The following is a 24,999-nucleotide window of genomic DNA, read 5'->3' on the forward strand; positions in this document are numbered from 1 at the left end:
TTGGGCGCCACCCCACGGGCCGGCGCTCGCCCTGCGCGGCGGATGGTGTGCCCGGGGGAGGTCGGGGTGGTGGGTTAGAAACCCACCCTACGGGGTCAAACCGCCCGCGCCCCCGCCTACTCCCAGCAGCTCACCAGCACCGTCACGTCTCCCGCGTGGCGGGTGAGGCGCTCGGGGGAGACGGGGGTGGCGCGGGTCTCGGCGACGGGGGTGACGCCGACCGATTGGAGCGCCGGAAGGATGGCGTCCGTCTCCACCAGGAAGCTGACGTCGGCGGGCAGCTCGGTGCCGCCGGGCGCCGCCGGCTCCGTCAGCATGCCCAGCACCGCGCCCGTGCCGTCGAAGACCGGGCCGCCGGAATCGCCCGGCTCGGCGGCGAGGGATAGGCGCTTGAGGTCCTCCTCGCCGTTCAGCCCGCGGATGTCCGCCAGCTCGCCGAAGGTCAGCGCCGGGGTCGCCAGCACGCCGCCGAAGGGGAAGCCGGCCACGGCGACCTCGTCGCCGATCAGTGGCACGCCCGTCTGAAACGCCGCCACCGAGAGCGGCGCCAGCGGTGTCCGCGGGCGCAGCAGCGCCAGCCCCCGGCCCGGGTCGCTCGCCGCCACCTCGGCATCCGTCCCGTCGATGGAGACGGCGCCGCAGCCCTCCACGGCCGCCGCCGTCGTCAGCACCGCGCCATCCTCGGAGATAAAGAAACCGGTCCTCGTGCGCAGCGGCTGGCGCACCGCGAGGCCGGAGACGAGGTCGATCGCCTGGTCCTCGCCCGGGGGCGCCACGGCCTGGTCGAGCACGCCGGGTATGCGGGTGAAGGTCGGGCGGATCTCGGAGAGGATACGCGTGAAGCGCTCCTCGTCGCCGGCGATCCAGAGGAGGGCGAAGCCCTTGATCTGCCCGTCCTCGTGCCACGCCTCGACGAAGGAGTGCCGATCCGGACCCACACCCTCGACGGTGAAGTGGGTGGCATCGCGCGAGCGGGGGCCCTCCGGCGGGATGACCTCCAGCGTCTGCATGATCTCGTAGAGGCCGAAGAACCGGTCCTGGTCTCCCGGCTGGCTGATGAGCAGCATCTCCACCGGCAGATCCGGGCTCGCCGGCTCGTAGCGGGCGAAGGGGGGCGCGTAGTCGGCGAAGGTGACGGCGCCGCGGGGCATGACCATCTCGATCCCCGCCTGCGCGTCGCGGACTCGGCCGAGATCCATGCCGTCGAAGACGGCGTTGTAATCGGCGAAGAGCGCGGTGCGCTGGGACGTGGTGAGCACGCCCGTCGCCTCGAAGCCCTTCGACTGCTGCCAGGCGGACATCGAGCCGCGGGTGCCGCGGCCGAAGGCGCCGTCGATGGGGCCGTCGTAGAAGCCGGCCCAGCGGAGCGCCACCTGCAGCTCCTGCCGCTCGGGCCCGGTGAGCCGTGCCTCGCTCTGGCGCGCCTCGGCCGGGGTCTCGTCGGGAGCGGGCTGCGGCTCTGCCGGCTCGGCGACCTGCGGCTCCTCTGCCGACGGCGTCGCGCCCTCGGCGGGCGTCACGCCCTCGGGCAGGGGCTGGGCCACCTGCGAGGCGCCGACGCCGATGGGCCAGAACTGCTGGCGGTAATTGCTGCCGGTGGCGATGAAGCTGTCGTTGGGGATGGCGCCGGAGGAGCGCAGCTGCCCCAGCACCGTCTGCGCATCGGGGCGCGTGTAGGGGCCGATGGCGATGCCGTACCAGCCGGAGGCGAGCGCGTAGCCCACCACGTCCGGCAGCGTGGCGGCATACTCGCGCACCCGCGCCTCGGCGGAGGACAGGGTCGGCCGCGCCTCCACCTGCACCCAGACACTCTCCTGCGCCATCGCGCCGCCCGCCGCACCCAGAGCCCACAGAAGGGCCGTCACCCGCAATCTCTTCACGTCACCATATCTCGCGCTGCCTTCGCCGTTCTGCCCCCTTTAGCGGCGCCGACGGGGCCTCGCACCCGAAATTGCCGTGTGCGCGGCCGATTGGCCCCCGGCGTGGCGCGATTGACCCGTCCGCCCGGGGGGACTATCCCCCGCCCGTCACCGAGGAGCATGGACATGGCCGACCGCCCAAGGAGCTTTCAGGAGATCATCCTGCGCCTGCAGACCTACTGGTCGGGCCAGGGCTGCGCGATCCTGCAGCCCTACGACATGGAGGTCGGCGCCGGCACCTTCCACCCGGCCACGACGCTGCGTGCGCTGGGCGACAGGGCCTGGGCCGCGGCCTACGTGCAGCCCTCGCGCCGCCCGACCGACGGGCGCTACGGCGAGAACCCGAACCGGCTCCAGCACTACTACCAGTACCAGGTGATCCTGAAGCCCTCGCCGCCCGACCTGCAGGCGCTCTACCTCGGCTCCCTCGAGGCCATCGGCATCGACATGGCCAACCATGACATCCGCTTCGTCGAGGATGACTGGGAGAGCCCGACGCTCGGCGCCTGGGGCCTCGGCTGGGAGGTCTGGTGCGACGGGATGGAGGTGAGCCAGTTCACCTACTTCCAGCAGGTCGGCGGCCACGATTGCCACCCCGTCTCTGGCGAGCTGACCTACGGGCTGGAGCGGCTGGCCATGTACGTGCTCGGCGCCGAGCACGTGATGGAGATGCCGTTCAACGACCCGCAGTCGCCCATCCCGCTGACCTATGGCGACATCTTCCGCCAGACGGAGGAGGAGTATTCCCGCCACAACTTTGATGCGGCGGATACGGAGAAGCTGCTGGGCGATTTCGAGCGGGCGGAGGCGGAGTGCCACGCTCTCCTCTCCCTGCCGGAGGAGGACCCGAAGACGGGCAAGCGCATCGTCCTCGCTCACCCGGCCTATGACCAGTGCATCAAGGCCAGCCACATCTTCAACCTGCTCGACGCGCGGGGCGTGATCTCCGTCACCGAGCGGCAGGCCTATATCGGCCGGGTGCGGGCGCTGGCGAAGGCCTGCGCTGACGCCTTCGTCACCACGGACGCGGCGAAGGCCGCCTGACGCATGGCCCGTCTCGCCATCCTGTTGATGCTGGTCGTCGCCGCCGCCGTCGGGCTCGGAATGTGGTACCTGCAGACGCGGGCCTTCTACTTCGAGGTCGGCCCCGAGGTTGCAGAAGTGCAATTGACGGAGCTCGCGACCGGCCAGCCCGTGCCAGTGACGTTCGAAAATTACCAGGGGATCGACGCCGACTCCTCCCCCATCCGCTACCGCGCCTGCTTCCAGCTGCCCGAGGGCATCGCGCTCGGCGCCTTCCAGCCCTATCCCGCCGCGGAGCCGCTGACCGGCCCCCGCTGGTTCGATTGCTACGACGCCAACCAGGTGGGCGACGACATCGAGGAGGGGCTGGCGACGCCGCTCCTCGGGCAGGGCGACATCGAGTACGGCGTCGACCGCGTCGTCGCCGTCTACCCCGACGGCCGGGCGATGTCCTGGCACCAGATCAACCCCTGCGGCGCCGCCGTCTACGATGGCGAGCCGGCGCCGGAAGGCTGCCCGCCCCCGCCCGAGGAGTATGTCCGATGAAAGAGCTGCTGATCGAGCTGTTCAGCGAGGAAATCCCGGCGCGGATGCAGGGCAAGGCCTCGGGCGACCTCAAGACGCTCGTCACGGACGGCCTCGTCGAGGCCGGGCTCACCTATGCCTCCGCCGCCGCCTTCGCGACGCCGCGCCGGCTGGCGCTCGTCATCGAGGGGCTGAGCGAGGCGAGCCAGGAGAGCCGGGAGGAGCGCAAGGGCCCCAAGGTCGGCGCGCCCGAGAAGGCCATCGAGGGCTTCCTGCGCTCCACCGGGCTCACGATGGACGACCTGCAGGTGCGCCCCGACAAGAAGGGCGAGGCCTACTTCGCCACCATCGTCACCCCTGGCCGCGGCGCTGCGGAGATCGTCGCCGAGGTGCTGGAGAAGACCATCCGCACTTTCCCGTGGCCCAAGTCGATGCGCTGGGGCTCGGGGAGCCTGCGCTGGGTGCGGCCGCTCCATTCCATCCTCTGCGTCCTCTCCGACGAGGGCGGCGCCGAGGTGGTGCCGCTGGAGCTGGACGGGCTGGTCGCGGGTGACCGCACGCAAGGCCACCGCTTCATGGGGCCGGCGGCCTTTTCCGCCCAGTCCTTTGAGGATTACGAGGCGAAGCTGAAGACCGCCCGCGTCATCCTGCGCCCCGATGCGCGGGCCGAGGCGATCTGGCACGACGCCACCCACCTCGCCTTCGCCAAGGGGCTGGAGGTGGTGGAGGACAATGGCCTCCTCGCCGAGGTCGCCGGGCTCGTCGAGTGGCCGGTGGTGCTGATGGGCGGCATCGAGGATGAGTTTCTCGGCCTGCCGCCGGAGGTGCTGCAGACCTCGATGAAGGAGCACCAGAAGTTCTTCTCGGTGAAGAACCCAAAGACGGGCCGCATCGAGGCCTGGGTCACCGTCGCCAATATCGAGGCAGAGGATGGCGGCGCCGCCATCCTCGCCGGTAATTCCCGCGTCCTGCGCGCCCGCCTGTCGGACGCGAAGTTCTTCTGGGACAATGACCTGCGCGAGATCCGTGACCGCGGCCTCGCCGGCATGGCCGAGGGGCTGGCCAACGTCACCTTCCAGTCGAAGCTGGGCAGTCAAGCCGACCGCGTGGCGCGGATCGAGGCGCTGGCCCGCCTCATCGCGCCCATGGTCGGCGCCGAGGCGGAGCAGGCGGCCGAGGCGGCCCGCATCGCCAAGGCGGACCTGCGCTCCGAGATGGTCGGCGAGTTTCCCGAGCTGCAGGGCCTCATGGGCCGCTACTACGCCGCCGAAGGCGGCCATGCGCCCGAGGTCGCCGCCGCCGTGCAGGAACATTACGCCCCCCTCGGCCCGTCGGACGATGTGCCCACCGCCCCCGTCTCCGTCGCGCTGGCGCTGGCCGACAAGCTCGACACTTTGGCGGGCTTCTGGGCGATCGACGAGAAGCCGACCGGCTCGAAGGACCCGTTCGCCCTCCGCCGCGCGGCGCTCGGCGTGATCCGCCTGATCCTCGCGAACGACCTGCGCCTGCCGCTCGACGAGCTGATCGGGCAGGCGAACCGCGGCGCGGACATGGCCGATCTGATGCGCTTCTTCCATGAGCGGCTGAAGGTGCACCTGCGCGATGCCGGCGTGCCCCACGACGTGATCGACGCCTGCCTCACCAAGGAATCGGCGGATCTCGCCCTCGTCACCGCCCGCGCCAAGGCGCTGGCCGACGTGCTGAAGACGGATGACGGCGAGAACCTCGTGCAGGGCTTCAAGCGCGCCAACAACATCCTCTCGCAGGCAGAGGCCGCCGACGGGGTGGAATATTCCTTCGGCGCCGATCCCAAGTTCGCCGAGGAGGCGGAGGAAAAGGCCCTCTTCGCCGCCCTCGACGCGGCGGAGGCGAAGATCACCCCGGCGCTGGAGGCGGAGGATTACGCCGCCGCCATGTCCGCCATGGCTGCCCTCCGCGCGCCGATCGACGCCTTCTTCGAGGCGGTGCAGGTGAATGCCGACAACCAGCTCCTGCGCCGCAACCGCCTGAACCTGCTCAGCCGCATCCGCAGCGTCTGCCTCGCGGCCGCCGATCTGACCCGTCTGGAAGGGTGAGCTTGATCGGCGGGCGCGAAGGCGTAAGGTGCCCGGGGAGGACCATGCCGCAATGCAGCAACACGCGCGGTTCGAGACGGTCACGCTGATCACGCCGACGGCGCGCATGGCGCCGTCCGTGCATGGCGGCCGGGCGAAGTGCCTGCAGCGGCTGGTGCGCCTCGGCTTCAACGTGCCCACCACCGTCGCCCTCTCCTTCGACGCCGTGCACGAGATCGCCCTCGGCAAGGCGCCGCCCGTGGCGGAGATCCTGGAGCCCTTCGGTCCGGCGCCGCTCCTCTGCGTGCGCCCCTCCAGCCAGGACCAGGACTGGGGCGGCCCCTCGGCCATCCTCAATATCGGCATGAACGATGCCCGACACGCCCGGCTCTGCGAAAGCATCGGCGAGGAGGCGGCCAACGCGCTCTACCTGCGCTTCATCCAGTCCTACGCCGAGCATGTCGCCCGGCTGGATCCGGATCTCTTCCACCTCCCCGACACGCCCACGGCAGAGGCCGTCGCCGCCATGCGCGCCCTCTACGAGGAGGAGATGGAGGAGCCGTTCCCCGACACGCCCGAGGTGCAGCTGGCCGAGGTGCTCCGATCCATGGCCCGCGCGTGGAAGGGCACCTCGGCCCGGCTGCTGCGCCAGTCGAAGGGCGCGCCGGCGGATGCCGGGCTCGGCCTCGTCGTGCAGGCGCTGGCGCTGGGCGTGGGGCCGGGGGAGAGCGGCTCGGGCGTCATCGCCTTCGTGAACTCCGAGACGGGGGAGCCGCAGATCACCGGGCGCTACCTGCGCCAGAGCCAAGGGCGCGAGGCGCTTTCCGTCTCCTCCGGGGCGCTCTACATCACCCGCGACGCGCGCGGCAAATCGCTGGAGGAGGAGGCGCCGGAGGCCTTCGCGGAGTTGGTGGCGGCGGGCGAGCTCTCCCGCATCCGCCTGCGCGAAGAGATGCAGGTGGAGTTCACCATCGATTCGGGCCGCGTCGCCATCCTCGATGCCGTCCGCCTGCCGCGCGGCCCCCGCGCCGCTGTGAAGATCGCGGTGGAGCTGGCCAGCGACGGCATCATCGCCCGCGACGAGGCGGTGATGCGCGTGCCGGCCAGCGCGCTGACGGCGCTCCTCCACCCGCAGGTGGACCCGGGCGCAAGGCGAGACGTCGTCGCTCGCGGCATCGCCGCCTCCCCCGGCGCCGCGACGGGACGCCTCGTGCTGACGGCGCAGGAGGCGCAGGAGGGCGAGGCGAGGGGCGAGCCCTGCATCCTCATCCGCCGCGAGACCTCGCCGGAGGATATCCGCGGTATGCAGGCGGCGGAGGGGATCATCACCATCCGCGGCGGCATGACCTCTCACGCCGCGGTCATCGGCAGGGGCATCGGCCTGCCTTGCGTCGTGGGGGCAGGGGACCTCTCCATCGACCGGCAAGGCCATGTGCAGGCGCCCGGCGGGCGGGTGCTCAAGCCCGGCGACTGGGTGACGATCGACGGCTCCACCGGGGAGATCCTCGCGGGCGAGGCGAAGCTGATCGAGGCGGGGATGGATGACAGCTTCCGCACCCTCCTCACCTGGGCAGACCAGCACCGCGACATCGGCGTGCGTGCCAATGCCGATACGCCGGGAGACGCGCAGGTGGCCCGCCGCTTCGAGGCCGAGGGCATCGGCCTCTGCCGGACCGAGCACATGTTCTTCGAGGACGGGCGCATCGGGCTGATGCGCGAGGTCATCTTCTCCGAGACGGAGGAGGAGAGCAAAGCCGTCCTCTCCCGCCTGCTGCCCCTGCAGCGCGGCGATTTTATCCGCCTGTTCGAGATCATGCAGGGCCAGCCGGTCTGCATCCGCCTCTTCGATCCGCCGCTGCACGAGTTCCTGCCCACCGACAAGCGCGGGCTGAAGGACATGGCCGAAGGGCTGGGCAAGCCCTTCGCCGACGTGCAGGCGCGGGTGGAGGCGCTGACGGAATACAACCCGATGCTGGGGATGCGGGGCGTGCGCCTCGGCATCGCCGTGCCGCAGATCTACGAGATGCAGGCCCGCGCCATCTTCGAGGCCGCCATCGAGGCGGGGCGCGCCGGCGAACCGGTGGTGCCGGAGATTATGATCCCCCTCGTCTCCGCCGCCAAGGAGGTCGAGGTGGTCAAGGGAATGGTCGAGGCGGTGGCCGCCGCCGTCCGCTCCGAGACCGGCGCCACCTTCGACTACCGCCTCGGCGTGATGGTGGAGACGCCGCGCGCTGCGCTGCGCGCCGCCGACATCGCCGCCCATGCCAGCTTCCTCTCCTTCGGCACCAACGACCTGACGCAGATGGCCTATGGCCTCAGCCGGGATGACGCGGGCCGCTTCATGGGCGCCTACGTCCGCCGCGGCGTCTACGAGGAAGACCCCTTCCACCTGCTCGACGTCGAGGGGGTGGGGGAGCTGCTGCAGATCGGCGCTGCCCGCGGCCGCGCCACCCGGCCGGACATCACCGTGGCGATCTGCGGGGAGCATGGCGGCAGCCCGCGCGCCATCGAGTTCTGCCGGGGGGAGCGATTCACCTATGTCTCCTGCTCGCCCTACCGGGTGCCCGTGGCGCGCCTGTCGGCGGCCCAGCTGGCCATCGCGGAGCGCCAGGCGCGGAGCAATTAGGCGCTACGGGTTGTGGTTCTGGCCAATAAGTGCCGCTATTGATTGTAGTTTCTGTCAAAGTTTAGGCGAGATTCCGCCGGTTCCATCGCTCCGGCGGGACCCGGATTCGACCTGTTAAGCCGCAGGGCCTAACCACGCCCTGCTCGCGCGGGGCAGACCGCGCCCGAGGGGATGACAGGACGATGCAGCTCGCACAGGCGGGAATCCGGGCGCTGCGTGGCGCCTTTTTCATGCTGGCACTCATGGGGCCGGGGATCGCTTCGGCGGACGGACAGCTGGCCGGCCAGCTCTCCGACCTCATGGGGCAGGAGCGTCAGGCGCTCTCGGCCACGCCCGAGGCGCGGCTGCTCGCCGTGACGGCACCCTCCGAGGACCGGCTCGCCGCGATGGGCGACCTCGCCTACACGGAGGCCTTCCTCACCCAGCTGCCCACCGCCTCCGGCGGCGCCGAGTGGCAGTGTCTGACAGAGGCGCTCTACTTCGAGGCGCGCGGCGAGAGCGCGCAGGGCCTCTTCGCGGTGGCCGAGGTGATCATGAACCGGGTCGATTCGGGGCGCTTCCCCGGCTCCGTCTGCGGGGTAATCCACCAGGGCACTGGCGCGCAGTACCAGTGCCAGTTCACCTATACCTGCGACGGCACGCCCGAAGTGGTGCACGAGCAGGCGGCATGGGCCCGCGTGGGCAAGGTCGCGCGGCTGATGCTCGACGGGGCCGACCGGGAGCTGACCAACGGCGCGACCTACTATCACACCACCGCCGTGCGCCCCTCCTGGGCCCGCAGTTTCCCGCAGACGGCGCAGATCGGCGCCCATCTGTTCTATCGTCAGACCTGAGCGCGCAGCGCCGCCAGCAGTGCGGCGAAATCCTCCGGCGGCGCGGCGGTGAAGCTCATCCGCCCGCCCGCCGGATGCTCGAAGCCCAGCGACGCCGCGTGCAGCGCCTGCCGCGGGAAGGCATCGACGGCGGCGGCGAGCTCCGCCCCCAGCGCCTTCGCCGGCGCCTTGCGGCGGCCGCCATAGGTCGCATCCCCGACAAGAGCATGACCGATATGGGACATGTGCACGCGGATCTGGTGCGTGCGCCCCGTCTCCAGCCGGCAGTCGCAGAGGGCGAGGGAGGTGGGCGCGCCGAAGCGCTCCATCACCCGCACGCGGGTGACGGCGTGGCGCCCCTGGCTGAAGGAGACAGCCTGCCGCTGCCGGTCGGTCTTGTGCCGCCCGAGGAGGGACTGGATCTTCAGCACCTCGCCGCTCTCGAAGCTCGTCCCCTTGATGCCGTTCAGCCGCGGATCGCCCGGATCGGGCGCGCCGTGGCAGAGCGCGAGGTAGCTGCGCTCGACGCTGTGCGCCGCGAACTGGGCGGAGAGGGCGTGGTGCGCCCGGTCGGTCTTGGCGACGACGAGCAGGCCGGAGGTATCCTTGTCGATCCGGTGGACGATGCCGGGCCGCTTCTCCCCGCCGATCCCCGCAAGGCTGTCGCCGCAATGGGCGAGGAGGGCATTGACCAGCGTGCCGCCGGGGGAGCCGGGGGCGGGGTGGACGACCATGCCGGCGGGTTTGTCGAGGACGATGAGGTCGTCATCCTCGTGCAGGATCTCGAGCGGGATCGCCTCCGCCGCCGTCTCCACCTCGGCCGGGGCCTCGATCTCGATCTCCACCAGCGCGCCCTCGGCGACGGGCGCCTTGGGGGAGGGGGCGGGGGCGCCGTCGATCAGCACGGCGCCGTCGGCGAGAAGCCGGGCGAGGCGCGAGCGGGAGAGGGCCGCCTCCACTGGCACATCGCGGGCCAGCGCCCTATCAAGCCGGGCGGGGGGCTGAGGCCCGATGCGAAAGGTGAGGCGCGGCATGCATGATCCGGGCGAGGAGAGCGGCCTGCCGCCGCAACTGCTCTGGCTGAAATGGCTGGTGATCACGCTGGCGGGCGTGATGATCGTGGGCTTCGTGCTGCTCATAGCGATGCTGTTGGTCCGCCTCAATGCCCCGAGCCCCGGCCTGCCCTTGCCCGACGCTATCGTCGCGCCCGCGGGCGAGGCGGTGGAGGCGGTGACGGCCGGGCCCGGCTGGTACCTCATCGTGACCCGCTCCGGGCTGGTGGTCGCCTACGACCTCGAGGGCCGGGAGCTGCGGCGCATGCAGCTCCCCGAGGGTTAGGCCCGCCCGCCCCGGCCCGCCTCCCGCCCACCCACCCCGGCGCGCCGGGGCCGGGTTTGGGCGGCCCCGGGGACCCCGCCTGAGCTTTTCCCGCGCCCGGTACGCGCCAAAGGCGCAGGGCGAGCGCCTGCCCGTCCCGGCGGGCTGGCGCTCTGGCTGGGCTTGGTGCGGAGCGGCGTGCGGCGGCGGGCTTGGCGGGCATAAAGTGCGCAGCTGGACCGTTGGAGCGCCACCCCACGGGCAGGCGCTCGCCCTGCGCTTGCGGATGGAGGTGCGGTGTAGTGAGCGGGGCGGTGGGTTGGAAACCCACCCTACGGGGACATCGCTGAGAGCTTGGAGTCGCGGCGACCGGCCTGAGCTGTTCCCCCGCCCTGTACACGCCAAAGGCGCAGGGCGAGCGCCTGCCCGTCCCGGCGGGCTGGCGCTCTGGCTGGGCTTGGTTCTCCGCTCAGGGCGGGGAGGGGTCTTGCGGGGATAAAGTGCGCAGCTGGACCGTTGGAGCGCCACCCCACGGGCAGGCGCTCGCCCTGCGCCTGCGGATGGAGGTGCGGGGTAGTGAGCGGGGAAGGTGGGTTGGAAACCCACCCTACGCAGAGCGCCCGCGCCACCTCGCCGCACCGCTGCCCGCCCATTTGCGCATTGCGGCGCTGCCGCCTTTCCGCGAAGTTGGCGCCTGCGCGAGGAGGCGCGGCGCATCTGGCAATTCGGGAGGGAAAGCCGATGGATCTCAACGAATACAACCTGACGCAGAGGGTGAAGGACTCCTTCGAGACGGAGGAAGGCAGCCGCCTGAAGTTCCTCCTCGAGGGGTTCATCGACCACCTGCACGATTACACCCGTGAGACGAAGCTTACCCATGACGAGTGGATGGCCGTCCTCATGTTCCTCTACAACTGCGGGCAGATCTCCACGCCGGAGCGGCACGAGTTCATCCTGCTCTCCGACGTGCTCGGCTGGTCGGCCCTCGTGGACATGATCAACACCCGCGGCGGCGCCACCGAAGGCTCCAACCTCGGGCCCTTCTACCTCGACAACGCGCCCAAGCTGGAGCTGGGCACCGACCTCTCCGACGGGCGGCCCGGCGTCACCGTGCTGATGCATGGCAAGGTGCAGGACACGCTGAAGAAGCCGCTCGCCGGCGCCATCGTCGACACCTGGCAGGCCGACAGCGCCGGCACCTACCCGATCCAGGAGGAGGGGCAGGACAAGTACGACCTGCGCGGCATCTTCAAGACCGACGATCAGGGCCGCTACTGGTACACCACCGTGCTCCCCAAGCCCTACACCGTGCCCTACGACGGCCCGGTGGGTGACCTGCTCCGGGCCGGCAAGCGCCACTCCTGGCGAGCGCCGCACCTGCACTACATCCTGCGCGCCGAGGGCTACCGCGCCATCACCACGGAGATCTTCTTCGAGGGGACGGATTACGTGGATAACGATGCCGTCTTCGGCGTGCGCAACTCGCTCATCGCCAAGGTGAAGCCGGTGAAGTCGGGCGATCCGCTCCCCTTCGAGACGGATCGCAAGCCCGATGCCATCATCGAGTTCGATTTCACGCTGGCCCCCGAGGGCTGAGAAAAGCTAGATACAGGGCGGGGCGGAGGAGCCCCGGCCTGCAATTCCCGGAGGATCCCCATGCTGTTTCCGACCTCTCTCGTCGGCTCCTACTGCCAGCCCGAATGGCTGATCGACCGCGAGAAGCTGAAGGGGCGCTTCCCGCCCCGGACCCGTGCGAAGGAGCTGTGGCGTATCCCGGAGCAGCATCTGGAGGAGGCGCAGAACTCCGCCACCATCGAGGCGATCAAGCTGCAGGAAGAGGCCGGGCTCGACATCATCACCGATGGCGAGATCCGCCGCGAGAGCTACTCCAACCGCTTCGCCAACGCGCTGGAGGGGGTCGACCTCGACAACCCCGGCACCGCGCTCGACCGCTCGGGAGAGCCGAACCCGGTGCCCCGCGTCACCGGTGACATCCGCCGCATGCACGCCGTGGAGGTGGAGGACCTCAAGTTCCTCCGCCAGCATACGGATCGGAAGGTGAAGATCACTCTGCCGGGGCCCTTCACCATGTCGCAGCAGGCGCAGGACGATCACTACGGTGACCCGCGCGCCCTCGCGCTCGCCTATGCCGCCGCGGTGAAGGAGGAGATCGCCGATCTCTTCGCCGCCGGTGCCGACGTGGTGCAGCTCGACGAGCCCTACATGCAGGCCCGCCCCGAGGCGGCCGAGGACTACGGGCTGGAGGCGCTGAACGCCGCCCTCGACGGCGCCGCGGGCACCACGGCCGTGCACATCTGCTTCGGCTACGCCGCCATCATCCATGCCCGGCCGGAGGGATACTCCTTCCTGCCGCAGCTTTCGGGCTGCTCCTGCAACCAGATCTCCATCGAGACGGCGCAGTCCGAGCTCGATACCTCGGTGCTGGAGAATCTCCGCGGCAAGTCCATCATCCTCGGCGTGCTCAACCTCGCCGACATGGAGGTGGAGACGCCGGAAGTGATCGCCGCCCGCATCCGCCGCGCGCTGCCCTACGTGGACGCCGACAAGGTGATCGTCGCCCCCGATTGCGGGCTGAAGTACCTGCCGGCTGACGTCGCCTTCGGCAAGATGAAGGCGATGGCCGAGGGCGCGAGGATCGTCCGGGCCGAGCACGGCTGACGCTTGCCGGACCTGCCGGTCCGTCTCGCAGGTCTTTGGGGGGGCTCCGCCGGCTGGCGGGGCCCCTTCCTTTTGGCGGTCAGGCGCTTTCGCGGAAGTCGAGGTTGCGCGGCGCGTCCAGGTGCTGGCTGTTGCGGGCGGTGATCGGCACGTCCTCCCCCACCGCCTCCACCGAGACGTCGCGGGCCCAGGCGCGGCCGTAGCCCCGAAGGAAGAAGCCGTAGTGGACGCTGCCGGCGCCGTCCGGCACCTCCAGCACCATCTGCCGCTCCGTCCAGCCCGCCGTGCCCGTCAGCCCACCGCCCCGGTTCAGCATGTTGTCGAAGCGCATGGTGCCGGTGCCGGGCGCATCGACCCGAAAGAAGGCCGTCACCTCGTCGGCCGCCTCGCATCGCAGCGAGACGGACAGGCGGAGGCGCTGCCCGAGGTAAGGCTCGGCGCGCAGGCTCTGCATCAGGACGGCAATCTTGCCGGCAAGGTCGGCGCCCTCGCCGCGCGGCGGGATGCTCTCGATGAGGGCGACCCCGGGGGCTGCGGGGTCGAGCCCCAGCCGATGGGTCACGCCGTTGATGGCCTCCCCGGTCATCCCCCAGCCCGCGGGAAGCCGCAGCGGCGTCCCAACGGGCCCTTGGCCGATCTTCGCGGCGAGGGTGTTCCAGTCGGCGAGGCCGAACTGGCGGGCGACCAGCTCGAGGCTGGCGGAGTGGGAGAGGGGGATGCCCTGCTCGGCCAGCGCCTCGCGCAGGGTCCGGGCCATGGGTTTGGCGTCGAGATAGGTTCGCATGAAGCGACCTCCATGTCAGCGCGGCTTGGGCGTCGGTGCTCGCATTGCCGGAGGTGCCGCGCGAAGATGGGGGCGATCTCGAGGCTGACATCCCGCGCCTTCACCCTGACCCGAAGGACGCGAGCGGCGGGCGGCGCGGCGGCCCGCAGTCAGGCTAGCCGGGGAAGGGGGATCGGGCAAGATGGAAGAGTGGTACCGCCACCCCGGCTCGAACGGGGGACCTCTTGATCCACAATCAAGCGCTCTAACCTACTGAGCTATGGCGGCACGACGGGGCTCCCGATACAGGCGCCCCCGCGTGATTGCAAGGCGGATGTCCGATTCCGCGCGCCTCCTAGCCGGCTCCTCGCTTTGCGCTCCCGTGCATCGACGGGGGCGCGGCGTCGCCGCCAAGCGCTGGCGCACCCCTCCACACCGACGCCCAATCAATTCCGAGCAGAAAACTGCTTCACCCGATTGAACATGAGCGAAGGTGGTGGAACACTCGGCGTCAAGCGCCCGGGAGAGGGCAGGGAGGATGACATGACGGACCGGCAAGACCAGAGCGCCCAGCGGCAGCTCGACGATTACCTCTTCGATCTGCAGGGCTACCTGATTCTCAGGGGGGCCCTCTCGGGGGAGGAGCTGGCCGAGGCGAACCGCGACTACGACACGCTCCAGCGCGACCGGGCGCATCCCGGCGGTCCGGTGGTGGTGAGCGATCCCGGCCGGCAGGAGGGGCTGATGTTCCAGCAGCTCTACGAGATGGGCGGCGTCTGGGAGCGAATGCTCGACCACCCCTCGTGGTTCGACCATTGCCTGCACTACATCGGCACCGACGATCCGGATAATTTCGACGGCCACCACGGGCCGGCCTTCATCGACGAATGCTTCGGCACCATCCGCGGCCCCGGCGGCGCGCAGCGCCTCCATTCGGGCGGAGAGAAGGGGACGATCCGCACCCAGTACCGCTACCATGCCGGCAAGTTCCACTGCGGGCAGGTCAACGTGCTGATCGCGCTGAACGATATCGGCCCCGGCGACGGGGCGACCGTGGTCGTCCCCGGTTCGCACAAGTCCAACCTTCGCCACCCGCAGACGGTGCCGCGCGAGCGCTACGGTGAGGAGCTGTCGGCCGATGACACCGCCGGCGGCATCGAGGCGCATCTGAAGGCGGGCGACGCGCTGCTCTTCGTCGATGCCATCATGCACGGCTCCGCCCGGCGGACGAACGAGGGCGAGCGGCGCGTCTGCGTCTATCGCTACGGGCCGAGCTGGGGCTACTTCCGCCACAAGTGGCGCCCCTCCGACGGGCTGATGGCCCGCCTCTCCCCCGACCGTCGCAAGCTGGTGAACCCTCATGCCTGATCTCCTCGACCGCCTCCGCGCCCGCCCCGCCCCCACCGGCCCCCATGCCGAGGCCTGGGGCCGGGCCGACGTGCGCTTCGCCAGCTCCAACGAAGGGCTGGAGGCGCGCCATGCCGCCGCCGTGGCGGAGCTCTTCACCTGCATCCGCGCCATCGCCGGCGGCCCGCCCATTCTGCAGGAGGGCGGCAATTACCCCGGCTGCTGGCTGGAGAGCACCGGCACGATCAATGCCGAGCATCTCTCCCGCTTCCTGCCCGGCATCGCGGCGGATACCTTCGCCAGCTTCGCGCGCCTGCAGCGCGAGGACGGGCTTTTCCCCTACAAGATCACCGCCGATGGCCCCAGCTTCCGCCAGATCCAGACGGTGACGCCGCTGGCCCGCTCCGTCTGGCATCTCTACGGGCTGACGGGGGATCGGGATTGGCTTGCGCGGCTCTACAAGGCCATGGCGGCCAACGACGCCTGGCTCGCCCGCACGCGAGACACGCGCGGCACCGGTGGGGTGGAGGCCTTCTGCACCTTCGACACCGGCCACGACGAATCCGCCCGCTTCTGGCACCTGCCGGATGGCTGCCGGGACTTCGATTCGTCCCGCTATGACGTCGACAACCCCCGCCTGCCGCTCGTCGCGCCCGACCTCACCGCCAACGTCGCCTGCCAGCGCCGCTACCTCGCGCAGATGGCGGCGGAGCTGGGGGAGGATCCGGGCCCGTGGGAGGAGAAGGCCGAGGCCAGCGAGGCGGCGCTCTGGCGCGAATGCTGGGACGAGGCGGACGGGCTCTTCTACGACCGCGACGCCACCGGCGCGCACCTCAAGGTGCAGGGTGACGTGCTGCTGCGCGTGCTGGCCTGCGAGATCGGCGACGATACCGTCTTCGAGGCTGCCGCCCGGCGCTACCTGCTCAACACGCGCAAGTTCTTCGCGCGCTATCCCTTCACCTCCATCGCCCTGGATGATCCGCGCTTCGATCCCGATTTCGCCCGCAACTCCTGGTGCGGGCCGTCGAACTTCCTCACCCTGATCCGCGCCCACCACGCCTTCGAGGCGCATGGCGCGCATGTGGAACTGGGCTTCGCCATGCAGCCCATCCTCGGCGCCATGGCGACGTGGGACCGCTTCCCCCAGACGCTCTCGCCGTTCTCGGGGGAGCCGGGCTTCACCGACAGCTACAGCCCCTCGATCCTCGCGCTGCTCGACTTCACCGAGCGGCTTTGCGGCATCTTGCCGCGCCCGGGGGGCGAGCTTTGGTTCTCCACCGCCGCGCCCGCGCAGCTCCTCCATCACGCGCCGGAGGCGGCGACGGCCTATGGCCGCAGCCATGCCGGCGCGCGCTTCGAGCTGGTGGTGGAGGGCGGCGAGGGCCGGGCCTTCCGCGACGGCGCGCCGCTCTTCACGCTGCCGGCCGGCGTGCGGGCGGTGACGGATGCCTCGGGCGCGCTGACTGCGCTTGTCGGTCTCGCCGCCGGCGGGCGGGAGGGGGAGGTGGTGACGCCCGATGGCGCGCTGCCCTTCCGCATCGGCCCCAACGAGGTTCTGTCGCTCGGGACAGGGGGCTTCGAGCGCAGCCGGGCGCCCTCGCTGATTCCCCCTCAATCGAGCTGAAACCGGCGCAGAAGGCGCCGTCGGCCCGCCGCGCCGCCGCTCCCGAAGGGGCGTAGCGGCGCGCGTTCTCGATAGGTTAATCGATCATAACCGCTCATTTCCGCTCGGCTTCGCTCAGTTTCTGCGTTGCGGCGATTGAAAAAGATTGACTGACAATCTTTTTTGCCAGAAGCTGAAGATAATTAAGGGAGGAGAAATATATGACTCAGCTTACTCGTCGGCGCTTCATGCAGACCACCGCGGCGGGGGCAGCGGCCTCTGCGCTCGGCGGCCGGGCCTTCGCGCAGGACACCGCCCAGATCCGCCACTTCTGGTGGGGCAACCCCGAGCGGGATCGCCGCACCTTCGCCGTGATCGACATCTTCAACGAGGCGCATCCCAACATCCAGGTCACGGGCGAGACGGTCGGCTTCGGCGACTACTTCCCCAAGTTGACCACGCAGATCGCCGGCGGCAACATGCCTGACGTGATTCAGCACGGCTACGGCGCCATCTTCGAATACATCGAGCGCGGCGCCATCCTGCCTCTCGACGAATACGTCGGCAACACCATCGACCTGAGCGGCATCGACGACTCGGCCATCCAGGCCGGCACCTTCGACGGCCAGCTCTACGCCCTCTCCATCGGCGCCAACGCGCATATGGCGATGTACAACAAGGCCATGTACGAGGCCGCCGGCATCACCGCCGGTGACGGCTTCGACCCCTATGGCTGGACGTATGACGACGTGAAGCGCATCGCCGTCGCCGTCTCGGAAGCCACGCCCGACGGTGTCTACGGCACCGACGACAACACCGCCAACTGGCAGAACTTCTCCGACTTCGTCGTGCAGCGCGGCGGCCAGCTCTACAACGAGGACGATACCATCGGCGCCACCGTCGAGATGCTCGTCGAGTACTGGAACATCTGGAAGGACATCCGCGACGCGGGCGGTGCCCCTCCGGGCCCCGCCTCCGCCGGGCTCGTCAGTGCCGACATGGCCGACTGGGGCATCGTCACCGGCCAGACAGCGACGACCTACCAGTGGTCAAACCAGCTCGTCGGCGTGCAGGCGCTGCTGCAGGATCCGGTCGGCGCGGCGATGTTCCCCAACACCGCCGACATGGTGCCGGGCTCCTACGTCCAGCCCAGCCAGTTCATCTGCCTGACGCGCGACACCTCCAACGCCGAGGCGGCGACCACCTACATGAACGCCTTCGTCAACATGACCGAGATGACCAACGTTCTCGGCCTCGAGCGCGGCATCCCGGCCAACACCGAGGCGCGCAACGCCCTCATCCCCACCCTGACGGAGGCCGAGGCGGCCTCGGTCGAATACTTCGACGGCATCCGCGGCAAGACCGCCGAGCTGCCGCCGCCGTTCCCCTCCGGGGCGAACGAGGTGGAGGAGACCTACAAGCGTGTTGCCACCGGCGTGCTGCTGGAGCAGTCGTCGATGGAAGACGCCGCGCAGGACTTCATCGACCAGGCCAACTTCGTTCTCAGCCGCAACTGAGACCGATCCCTCCAACCGAGAAGGGGGCGCCCGCAGCGGGCGCCCCTGGAAGGCACTCCTGATGCAAAAATTCCTCAGAAAGAGCGGGCCGGCCTACCTGTTCCTCACCCCGTGGTTTCTGGGGTTCTTCTGCCTGGCGCTGGGGCCGATCCTCGCCTCGCTCTACCTGTCGTTCACCAAGTACGACATCATCAACCCGCCGGTCTGGCAGGGTCTGGCCAACTACGAGTTCATGTTCTGCTGCGACCGCCGGTTCAAGCAGGCGTTCTCGGTCACCTTCGCCTTCGTCTTCCTCTCCGTGCCGCTGAAGCTGGCCTTCGCACTCGGCGTGGCCATGGTGCTCGACAAGGGCATCCGCGCCATCGGCTGGTACCGGGCGCTCTTCTACCTGCCCTCGATCCTCGGCGGCTCCATCGCCGTGGCGATCCTCTGGCGGCAGCTCTTCGACTATAACGGCGTGGTCAATTCCTTCCTGCGGATCTTCGGCATCGAGGGGGAATACTGGCTCTCCGACCCGAATTATTCGCTCTACACCATCGTGCTGCTGGCCATCTGGCAGTTCGGCTCGCCGATGCTGATCTTCCTCGCCGGCCTGCGCGCCATTCCGCAGGATCTCTACGAGGCGGCGGAGATCGACGCGGCCGGCAAGTGGCGGCAGTTCTTCTCGATCACCATCCCGATGCTGGCGCCGGTGATCTTCTTCAACCTCGTCCTGCAGATGATCGAGGCGTTCAAGAGCTTCACCCATGCCTTCGTGATCTCCGGCGGCAACGGCGCGCCGCTCGACAGCCTGCTCTTCATCACGCTCTACCTCTACCAGGAAGCGTTCAGCTACTTCCGCATGGGCTATGCCTCGGCGCTCGCCTGGGTGCTGCTCCTCATCATCGCCGTCTTCACCGCCGTCGCCTTCTGGACGTCGAAATACTGGGTTCACTACGAGAGCGACCGATGACCGACGCCGCACAGACACAACCGTTCGATGCCGTCGCCATGGCCGCGGAGCTGCGCCAGAGAAAGCGCAGCCGCGACCGCCGGGCCGGCCTGCTCAAGCACGGCTTCCTGATCCTGTGCACCATCATCATGGTGTACCCGCTGATCTGGATGGTCTCCGCCTCGCTGAAGCCCGACAACGAGATCTTCTCGGAGGCGCTGCGCATCCTGCCCCGGACGCTCCAGCCGGAGAACTACCCCGAGGGCTGGAACGGGCTGACCGTCAGCTTCACGCGGTTCTTCCTCAACTCCAGCTTCGTCACCATCCTCGCGGTGATCGGCAACCTGATCTCCTGCTCCTTCGCCGCCTACGCCTTCGCGCGGCTGGAGTTCACGGGGAAGAATGCCTTCTTCGCGATGATGATGGCGACGCTGATGATCCCCTACCACGTGGTGCTCATCCCGCAGTACCTGCTCTTCCTCGAGATCGGCTGGGTGGACAGCTACCTGCCCCTGATCGTGCCGAAGTTCCTCGCCACGGACGCCTTCTTCGTCTTCCTCATGGTGCAGTTCTTCCGCCAGCTCCCCCGGGAGCTGGACGAGGCGGCGATGATCGACGGGTGCAGCCCCTTCAAGATCTACTGGGCCATCATCCTGCCGCTCAGCCTGCCGGCCATGGCCACCGCGGCGATCTTCACCTTCATCTGGACGTGGGAAGACTTCCTCGGCCCGCTGATCTACCTCAACGACGTCAACGACTACACGGTGCCGCTCGCCCTGCGCATGTTCCTCGCGCAGGACTCGGTCTCGGAATACGGGCAGATGTTCGCGATGAGCGTGCTGTCGATCCTGCCGATCGTGGTGTTCTTCGTCATCTTCCAGAAATTCATCATCCGCGGCATCGCCATGAGCGGACTCAAGTAAGGGGGCGACATGGCAAACGTCAGCATCCACAACCTCGTCAAGCGCTACGCGGCCGCCGAGGTCATCCACGGCATCAACCTGGAGATCGAGGATGGCGAGTTCCTCGTCCTCGTCGGCCCCTCGGGCTGCGGCAAGTCCACGCTCCTGCGGATGATCGCGGGGCTGGAGGAGATCTCCGACGGCACCATTTCCATCGGCGACCGCGTCGTGAACGACGTGCCGGCGGCGCAGCGCAACCTGTCGATGGTGTTCCAGTCCTACGCGCTCTACCCGCACATGTCGGTGCGCAAGAACCTCGCCTTCGGCCTGAAGAACCTCAAGATGCCGAAGGCCGAGATCGAGCGCCGCTCCAGCGAGGCCGCGCGCATCCTGCGCATCGAGGAGCTGATGGAGCGCAAGCCCCGCCAGCTCTCCGGCGGGCAGAAGCAGCGGGTCGCCATCGGCCGCGCCATCGTGCGCGAACCCTCGCTCTTCCTCTTCGACGAGCCGTTGTCGAACCTCGACGCCGAGCTGCGCGTCCAGATGCGGGTGGAGCTCTCCGGCCTCTACGAGCGGCTCGGCACAACGATGGTCTACGTCACGCACGACCAGACGGAGGCGATGACCATGGCCAAGCGCATCGCCGTCATGCGCGCCGGCATCGTCGAGCAGCTGGGCACGCCCTACGAGCTCTACAACTTCCCGCGCAACCTCTTCGTCGCCACCTTCATCGGCTCGCCGAAGATGAACATCTTCGAGGGCGAGGCGCGCGGCGACAGCGTGGTGATCTCCGATTTCGGCCAGCTCTCGCTCGGCCATCCCGTCACCGGCGCCGTCTCCGTCGGCATCCGGCCGGAGCATCTGACGCTCGGCGCGGGCGGCGACGTCTTCGCCGAGGGGCGCATCAACCTGGTGGAGTACCTCGGCTCGGAGATCTTCGCCTATGTCGACCTGCCCTCCGGCAAGCAGGTGCTGGTGCACGATCACGGCCGCTCCGCCCTGAAGCGGGGCGACACCGTCTCGCTCTCCTTCACCCGCGAGGCGGCTCATTACTTCGACGCCGACGAGAATCGCCTGCCCATCTTCGACCGCGCCGCCGCGGCGGCCTGAAGACAGCTGAAGGACACCCCAATGTCTTACGCACTCGTGGGCACCGGTGCCCGCCACAAGATGTTCACCCGCGCCGTGACGGAGACGTTCGGCACGCCCTCCGACCTCCTCGGGCTCTGCGACAGCAACACCGTCCGCCTCACGCGCTCCGCCGCCTCGGTGCCGGAGAGCGGCAACGGCGTCGCCACCTACGCGGCGGAGGATTTCGACCGCATGCTGGCGGAGCAGAAGCCCTCCACCGTCATCGTCACGGTGCCGGACAACCATCACCACGACTACATCGTCCGCGCGCTCCATGCCGGCTGCGACGTGGTGACCGAAAAGCCGATGACGATGGATCTTGAGAAGCTCAAGGCCATCCTCGACGCGCAGGAGGAGACGGGGCGCAAGGTCACCGTGACCTTCAACTACCGCTACACCCCGGCGCGCACGCAGCTGAAGGACATCCTCATGAAGGGGACGATCGGCGAGATCACGGCGGTCGACTTCCGCTGGCATCTCGACCGCGTCCACGGGGCTGACTACTTCCGCCGCTGGCACCGCAACAAGGAAAACTCCGGCGGCCTGCTCGTCCACAAGGCCACCCACCATTTCGACCTGATGAACTGGTGGCTGGGCAGCGAGCCTGTGACGGTGCAGGCCAACGGCCAGCGCGGGTTCTACACGCCGCAGATGGCCGCGGAGCTCGGCCTCGCCGATCACGGCCCCCGCTGCCAGGAATGCGATCTGCCCTGCGACTACCGGCTCGACATCGCCGCCGACGAGGCGCTGCGCGAGCTCTACCTCGAGGCGGAGGGACAGGACGGCTACATCCGCGACAAGTGCGTCTTCGATGCGGACATCACCATCGAAGACCTCATGCAGCTCTCCGTCGCCTACCGCAGCGGCGCCACGATGACCTACTCGCTCTGCGCCTATTCCCCGTGGGAGGGGCTGGAGATCCTGTTCTACGGCACCAAGGGCACGCTCTCGCACCGGCATGTCGAGGTGCACGGCGTCTTCGGCGGCAAGCGCGACGTGGCCGTGAGGGACAACATGGAGACCACGCTCCACCTCGCCGGCCAGCCGCCGCAGAAGATCGACGTCTGGCATGGCGAGGGCGATCACGGCGGCGCCGACCCGGTGATGCTGGGCTACCTCTTCGACGAAGGCGCGGGGGAGGATCCCTACGGCCGCACGTCTACCCATGTCGACGGCGCCTGGTCGATCCTCACCGGCATCGCCGGCAACCGCTCCATCGCCGAGGGCGGCAGGACGGTCGAGGTCGACGCGATGCTGGCGGAGGCCGGCATCCGGCTGCCGCGTGCCTGAGACGGCCCCTGCCGGCTCAGCCGGCCCGGGCCTTCTCGGCCGCTGCCTCGGCCACCACCAGCCGGATCCCGGCCTCCTGCACCATGGCGCGATGCTCGGCCGTGATCCCGTCATCGGTGACGATGGTGGAGACGCGGCTGAGCGGGCAGAGCACGAGGCTGGAGCGGGCGTCGAACTTGGAGCTGTCGACCAGCAGGATCAGCTCGTCGGCCTGGTTGATGAGCTTCTCCTCGGCCTGCACGACGAGGTTGTCCGCCTCCATCACCCCGCGCCGGCCCACGCCCTGCGCCCCCATGAACATCTTCTGCGCCACGAAGTGCTTGGAGCCGTCGTTCTCGAAGGGCGACAGGATGATGTTCTGCTCGCGGTACACCGTGCCGCCGGGGACGATCACGGTGTTCTGGCTGTGGCTGAGCAGGTGGTCGGCGATGGGGAAGGAATTGGTGAAGACCTGCAGGCTGCGCGGCGTCAGGTAATGCACCATCTGGAAGGTCGTCGTGCCGCCGTTGATGATGATCGCCTCGCCGTCGTGGCACAGCTCCACCGCCGCCTGCGCGATGGCCCGCTTCTTGCCGACGTTGACGTTGCGGTTGAGCGAGAAGGGCTGCCCGGCGAGGCGCGGCCCGGTCACGGGCGCCAGCGCCTCGGCCCCGCCCCGGCGCTTGCGCAGCTTCTTCTGCGCGTCGAGCGCCGAGATGTCGCGGCGGACGGTCGCCTCCGAGCTCTGCGTCAGCCCGACGAGATCGTGGATCGTCGCCAGGGGCCGTTCCTGCAGGACGGAGAGAATGATCATGTGTCGTTCGGCTTCATGCATGCGGTCATCTAGCCGCGTTTCCCGGTCAGACCCAAGATGAAAACGCCCATCGGCGATCAGCCATGGCCCCTCCCTGACAGAATTTGAGCGATATATGCGCCAGAACCCCATCCTGCCCGGTTTTCACCCCGATCCCTCCATCGTCCGGGTGGGGGAGTGGTACTACCTCGCTACCTCCACCTTCGAGTGGTTCCCCGGCGTGCGGCTGCACCGCTCCCGCGATCTGTCGAACTGGGAGCTGGTCGGCCACGCCCTCGACCGCGCCGATCAGCTCGACATGCGCGGCAACCCCGATTCCGGCGGCGTCTGGGCGCCCTGCCTGACCCATGCGCACGGGCGCTTCTGGCTCGTGTACACCAACATGCGCCGCCACCAGGGCTCGGTGAAGGACGCCTTCAACTACGTGGTGACGGCCGAGAGCATCGAAGGCCCCTGGAGCGCGCCGGCCTTCCTCAACGCCTCCGGCTTCGACCCCTCGCTCTTCCATGACGAGGACGGGCGCAGCTGGCTCCTCCAGATGTACTGGAGCCACGAGGCCCCGCATTTCGCCGGCATCTGGGCGCAGGAGTTCGACCGGGAGGCGATGGCGGTGACGGGCGAGCGGCATCTCGTCTTCGAGGGGACCGATCTGGCGCTGACGGAGGGGCCGCATGTCTACAAGCGGAACGGCTGGTACCACCTGCTGACGGCCGAGGGCGGCACCGGCTACGGCCATGCCTGCACCTGGGCCCGCTCCCGCTCCCTCCTCGGCCCCTACGAGCTGCACCCGCAGGCGCAGATCCTCACCTCGAAGGATGACCCGGACCACCCCATCCAGCGGGCCGGCCACGGCGACGTGGTGGAGGCGGCGGATGGCCGCACCTGGCTCGTCCACCTGATGGGCCGCCCGCTTGAGGGCCCCGGCGGTGACCGCCGCTGCGTCCTCGGCCGCGAGACCGGCATCCAGGAATGCGAGTGGCGCGATGACTGGCTCTGGGTCAAGGGCGGCCCCGCCCCCTCGGCGGAGGTCGACCTGCTCCCCGCGCCCCCGCCGGAGCCGGAGGAATTCGACTTCAAGGACGGCCTGCCCAAGACCATGCAATGGCTCCGCACGCCGGAGCCGGAGCGTCTCTTTACCACCGGGGCAGGGGGCCTCACCCTCTTCGGCCGCGAGAGCATCGGCTCCTTCCACGAGCAGGCCCTCGTCGCCCGCCGGCAGACGGAGGTCAGCTACCGCGCCGAGACGGAGGTCTCCTTCGACCCCGCCGACAGCCGCGAGCAGGCCGGCCTCACCGCCTATTACTCCCGCCACGCGCTCTACTTCCTGCACCTGACCCGGCTGGAGGGCCGCCGCGTCCTCCGCCTGATCGCGGCGGAGGCGAACAGCCGCGGCGGCACCTACTCCTACCCCGGCGAGGTGGTGGCGGTGCCGGACGGCCCCGTGAAGCTGGCGGTCGAGGTCGCCCGCGAGCGCCTCTGGTTCGAGGCTAATCTCGCCGACGGCTGGCGTCGCGTCGGGCCTGAGCTCGACGCCACCATCCTATCCGACGAAGCCAGCGTGGGCACCGGCGGCGGCTGCTTCACCGGTGCCTTCGCGGGCGTGTGTTGCGTCGACATGAATGGCCACGCCCGCCCCGCCACCTTCCCCTACTTCCGCTACCACCCTCGCCCCGACTGACCGGGGCGCCCCCCCTCTCCGCCGGCACCCTGTTTCATCTGGCCAAAAATACCGCGGGGGTCCGGGGGCTGGCCCCGGTCCCGCAATCT

At 69.4% G+C, this 24,999-nt stretch carries 20 protein-coding genes and 1 tRNA gene; 16 read left to right on the plus strand and 5 right to left on the minus strand.

What is annotated here, in order from left to right:
• Window positions 1-116: 116 nt before the first annotated feature.
• The gene (locus GY170_RS04185; RefSeq protein WP_328799960.1) at window positions 117-1,865 is read right to left on the minus strand and encodes a trypsin-like peptidase domain-containing protein; all 1,749 of its coding nucleotides are present in this window, start codon (window positions 1,863-1,865) and stop codon (window positions 117-119) included.
• Between the two features lie 180 nt (window positions 1,866-2,045).
• On the opposite strand from GY170_RS04185, the gene GY170_RS04190 reads away from it, so the two are divergent.
• From GY170_RS04190 to GY170_RS04210, 5 genes are all read left to right on the plus strand, one after another.
• Window positions 2,046-2,963 carry a glycine--tRNA ligase subunit alpha gene (locus tag GY170_RS04190; protein WP_163890224.1) on the plus strand — a complete coding sequence of 306 codons (918 nt, stop codon included), beginning with the start codon at window positions 2,046-2,048 and terminating at the stop codon, window positions 2,961-2,963.
• A 3-nt stretch (window positions 2,964-2,966) separates the two neighbouring features.
• Window positions 2,967-3,488 carry a DUF6446 family protein gene (locus tag GY170_RS04195; protein WP_163890226.1) on the plus strand — a complete coding sequence of 174 codons (522 nt, stop codon included), beginning with the start codon at window positions 2,967-2,969 and terminating at the stop codon, window positions 3,486-3,488.
• Entirely contained in the window at window positions 3,485-5,542 is a 2,058-nt protein-coding gene (gene glyS, locus GY170_RS04200) for a glycine--tRNA ligase subunit beta (protein WP_163890228.1), read from the plus strand. The genes GY170_RS04195 and glyS overlap by 4 nt, the downstream gene beginning before the upstream one ends.
• Before the next feature lie 52 nt (window positions 5,543-5,594).
• The gene (locus tag GY170_RS04205; RefSeq protein ID WP_163890230.1) at window positions 5,595-8,147 is read left to right on the plus strand and encodes a putative PEP-binding protein; all 2,553 of its coding nucleotides are present in this window, start codon (window positions 5,595-5,597) and stop codon (window positions 8,145-8,147) included.
• 230 nt (window positions 8,148-8,377) lie between these two features.
• Window positions 8,378-8,980, plus strand: a complete 603-nt coding sequence (locus GY170_RS04210) for a cell wall hydrolase (RefSeq protein ID WP_235924003.1) — start codon at window positions 8,378-8,380, stop codon at window positions 8,978-8,980.
• Here the strand turns inward: GY170_RS04210 and GY170_RS04215 are convergent.
• On the minus strand, window positions 8,971-9,993 hold the full coding sequence (locus GY170_RS04215) for an RluA family pseudouridine synthase (RefSeq protein ID WP_163890233.1): 1,023 nt from the start codon (window positions 9,991-9,993) through the stop codon (window positions 8,971-8,973). The two genes, GY170_RS04210 and GY170_RS04215, sit on opposite strands and share 10 nt — an antisense overlap.
• Here GY170_RS04215 and GY170_RS04220 point away from each other — a divergent pair.
• The 3 genes from GY170_RS04220 to GY170_RS04230 all read left to right on the plus strand — a co-directional run bounded on the left by GY170_RS04220 (window position 9,992) and on the right by GY170_RS04230 (window position 12,955).
• Window positions 9,992-10,297 (plus strand): DUF6476 family protein, encoded by a 306-nt coding sequence (locus tag GY170_RS04220; RefSeq protein ID WP_163890235.1) that lies wholly within the window; start codon window positions 9,992-9,994, stop codon window positions 10,295-10,297. The two genes, GY170_RS04215 and GY170_RS04220, sit on opposite strands and share 2 nt — an antisense overlap.
• Window positions 10,298-11,017: 720 nt before the next feature.
• The gene (locus GY170_RS04225) at window positions 11,018-11,872 is read left to right on the plus strand and encodes a dioxygenase family protein (RefSeq protein ID WP_163890237.1); all 855 of its coding nucleotides are present in this window, start codon (window positions 11,018-11,020) and stop codon (window positions 11,870-11,872) included.
• Window positions 11,873-11,932: 60 nt separating this feature from the next.
• Window positions 11,933-12,955: a uroporphyrinogen decarboxylase family protein gene (locus GY170_RS04230; RefSeq protein ID WP_163890239.1), complete on the plus strand. Its 1,023-nt coding sequence runs from the start codon at window positions 11,933-11,935 to the stop codon at window positions 12,953-12,955.
• Window positions 12,956-13,034: 79 nt separating this feature from the next.
• Here GY170_RS04230 and GY170_RS04235 read toward each other — a convergent pair whose 3' ends face one another.
• On the minus strand, window positions 13,035-13,739 hold the full coding sequence (locus tag GY170_RS04235; RefSeq protein WP_163890241.1) for a glyoxalase superfamily protein: 705 nt from the start codon (window positions 13,737-13,739) through the stop codon (window positions 13,035-13,037).
• A 190-nt stretch (window positions 13,740-13,929) separates the two neighbouring features.
• Window positions 13,930-14,006 (minus strand) — tRNA-His (locus GY170_RS04240).
• 255 nt (window positions 14,007-14,261) lie between these two features.
• Here GY170_RS04240 and GY170_RS04245 point away from each other — a divergent pair.
• From GY170_RS04245 to GY170_RS04275, 7 genes are all read left to right on the plus strand, one after another.
• Window positions 14,262-15,086, plus strand: a complete 825-nt coding sequence (locus GY170_RS04245; RefSeq protein WP_163890243.1) for a phytanoyl-CoA dioxygenase family protein — start codon at window positions 14,262-14,264, stop codon at window positions 15,084-15,086.
• Window positions 15,079-16,689 carry an MGH1-like glycoside hydrolase domain-containing protein gene (locus GY170_RS04250; protein WP_163890245.1) on the plus strand — a complete coding sequence of 537 codons (1,611 nt, stop codon included), beginning with the start codon at window positions 15,079-15,081 and terminating at the stop codon, window positions 16,687-16,689. The genes GY170_RS04245 and GY170_RS04250 overlap by 8 nt, the downstream gene beginning before the upstream one ends.
• Window positions 16,690-16,889: 200 nt before the next feature.
• Window positions 16,890-18,185 (plus strand): ABC transporter substrate-binding protein, encoded by a 1,296-nt coding sequence (locus GY170_RS04255; protein WP_163891175.1) that lies wholly within the window; start codon window positions 16,890-16,892, stop codon window positions 18,183-18,185.
• A gap of 61 nt (window positions 18,186-18,246) precedes the next feature.
• Window positions 18,247-19,137, plus strand: a complete 891-nt coding sequence (locus GY170_RS04260; protein ID WP_163890285.1) for a carbohydrate ABC transporter permease — start codon at window positions 18,247-18,249, stop codon at window positions 19,135-19,137.
• Window positions 19,134-20,039: a carbohydrate ABC transporter permease gene (locus GY170_RS04265; protein ID WP_163890287.1), complete on the plus strand. Its 906-nt coding sequence runs from the start codon at window positions 19,134-19,136 to the stop codon at window positions 20,037-20,039. The genes GY170_RS04260 and GY170_RS04265 overlap by 4 nt, the downstream gene beginning before the upstream one ends.
• 9 nt (window positions 20,040-20,048) lie before the next feature.
• Window positions 20,049-21,128: an ABC transporter ATP-binding protein gene (locus GY170_RS04270; RefSeq protein WP_163890289.1), complete on the plus strand. Its 1,080-nt coding sequence runs from the start codon at window positions 20,049-20,051 to the stop codon at window positions 21,126-21,128.
• Between the two features lie 21 nt (window positions 21,129-21,149).
• Window positions 21,150-22,439, plus strand: a complete 1,290-nt coding sequence (locus GY170_RS04275; protein ID WP_163890291.1) for a Gfo/Idh/MocA family protein — start codon at window positions 21,150-21,152, stop codon at window positions 22,437-22,439.
• Window positions 22,440-22,455: 16 nt separating this feature from the next.
• Here the strand turns inward: GY170_RS04275 and GY170_RS04280 are convergent, their stop codons facing one another.
• A complete protein-coding gene (locus tag GY170_RS04280) occupies window positions 22,456-23,253 on the minus strand; it encodes a DeoR/GlpR family DNA-binding transcription regulator (protein ID WP_163890293.1) in 798 nt (265 codons plus the stop codon).
• Window positions 23,254-23,347: 94 nt separating this feature from the next.
• Here GY170_RS04280 and GY170_RS04285 point away from each other — a divergent pair, with 94 nt between their 5' ends.
• Window positions 23,348-24,910, plus strand: a complete 1,563-nt coding sequence (locus tag GY170_RS04285; RefSeq protein WP_163890295.1) for a glycoside hydrolase family 43 protein — start codon at window positions 23,348-23,350, stop codon at window positions 24,908-24,910.
• Window positions 24,911-24,999 lie beyond the last annotated feature (89 nt).

Source organism: Pseudoroseicyclus tamaricis (genome assembly GCF_012070395.1).
GTDB classification, from domain to species: Bacteria; Pseudomonadota; Alphaproteobacteria; order Rhodobacterales; family Rhodobacteraceae; genus Pseudoroseicyclus_A; species Pseudoroseicyclus_A tamaricis.

What these genes read in the sequence shown, in the direction of transcription:
- GY170_RS04190 (WP_163890224.1), top strand. Translation starts at nt 2,046, where the DNA reads ATGGCCGACCGCCCAAGGAGCTTTCAGGAGATCATCCTGCGCCTGCAG.
- GY170_RS04195 (WP_163890226.1), top strand. Translation starts at nt 2,967, where the DNA reads ATGGCCCGTCTCGCCATCCTGTTGATGCTGGTCGTCGCCGCCGCCGTC.
- glyS (WP_163890228.1), top strand. Translation starts at nt 3,485, where the DNA reads ATGAAAGAGCTGCTGATCGAGCTGTTCAGCGAGGAAATCCCGGCGCGG.
- GY170_RS04205 (WP_163890230.1), top strand. Translation starts at nt 5,595, where the DNA reads ATGCAGCAACACGCGCGGTTCGAGACGGTCACGCTGATCACGCCGACG.
- GY170_RS04210 (WP_235924003.1), top strand. Translation starts at nt 8,378, where the DNA reads ATGCTGGCACTCATGGGGCCGGGGATCGCTTCGGCGGACGGACAGCTG.
- GY170_RS04220 (WP_163890235.1), top strand. Translation starts at nt 9,992, where the DNA reads ATGCATGATCCGGGCGAGGAGAGCGGCCTGCCGCCGCAACTGCTCTGG.
- GY170_RS04215 (WP_163890233.1), bottom strand. Translation starts at nt 9,993, where the DNA reads ATGCCGCGCCTCACCTTTCGCATCGGGCCTCAGCCCCCCGCCCGGCTT.
- GY170_RS04225 (WP_163890237.1), top strand. Translation starts at nt 11,018, where the DNA reads ATGGATCTCAACGAATACAACCTGACGCAGAGGGTGAAGGACTCCTTC.
- GY170_RS04230 (WP_163890239.1), top strand. Translation starts at nt 11,933, where the DNA reads ATGCTGTTTCCGACCTCTCTCGTCGGCTCCTACTGCCAGCCCGAATGG.
- GY170_RS04235 (WP_163890241.1), bottom strand. Translation starts at nt 13,739, where the DNA reads ATGCGAACCTATCTCGACGCCAAACCCATGGCCCGGACCCTGCGCGAG.
- GY170_RS04245 (WP_163890243.1), top strand. Translation starts at nt 14,262, where the DNA reads ATGACGGACCGGCAAGACCAGAGCGCCCAGCGGCAGCTCGACGATTAC.
- GY170_RS04250 (WP_163890245.1), top strand. Translation starts at nt 15,079, where the DNA reads ATGCCTGATCTCCTCGACCGCCTCCGCGCCCGCCCCGCCCCCACCGGC.
- GY170_RS04255 (WP_163891175.1), top strand. Translation starts at nt 16,890, where the DNA reads ATGACTCAGCTTACTCGTCGGCGCTTCATGCAGACCACCGCGGCGGGG.
- GY170_RS04260 (WP_163890285.1), top strand. Translation starts at nt 18,247, where the DNA reads ATGCAAAAATTCCTCAGAAAGAGCGGGCCGGCCTACCTGTTCCTCACC.
- GY170_RS04265 (WP_163890287.1), top strand. Translation starts at nt 19,134, where the DNA reads ATGACCGACGCCGCACAGACACAACCGTTCGATGCCGTCGCCATGGCC.
- GY170_RS04270 (WP_163890289.1), top strand. Translation starts at nt 20,049, where the DNA reads ATGGCAAACGTCAGCATCCACAACCTCGTCAAGCGCTACGCGGCCGCC.
- GY170_RS04275 (WP_163890291.1), top strand. Translation starts at nt 21,150, where the DNA reads ATGTCTTACGCACTCGTGGGCACCGGTGCCCGCCACAAGATGTTCACC.
- GY170_RS04280 (WP_163890293.1), bottom strand. Translation starts at nt 23,253, where the DNA reads ATGCATGAAGCCGAACGACACATGATCATTCTCTCCGTCCTGCAGGAA.
- GY170_RS04285 (WP_163890295.1), top strand. Translation starts at nt 23,348, where the DNA reads ATGCGCCAGAACCCCATCCTGCCCGGTTTTCACCCCGATCCCTCCATC.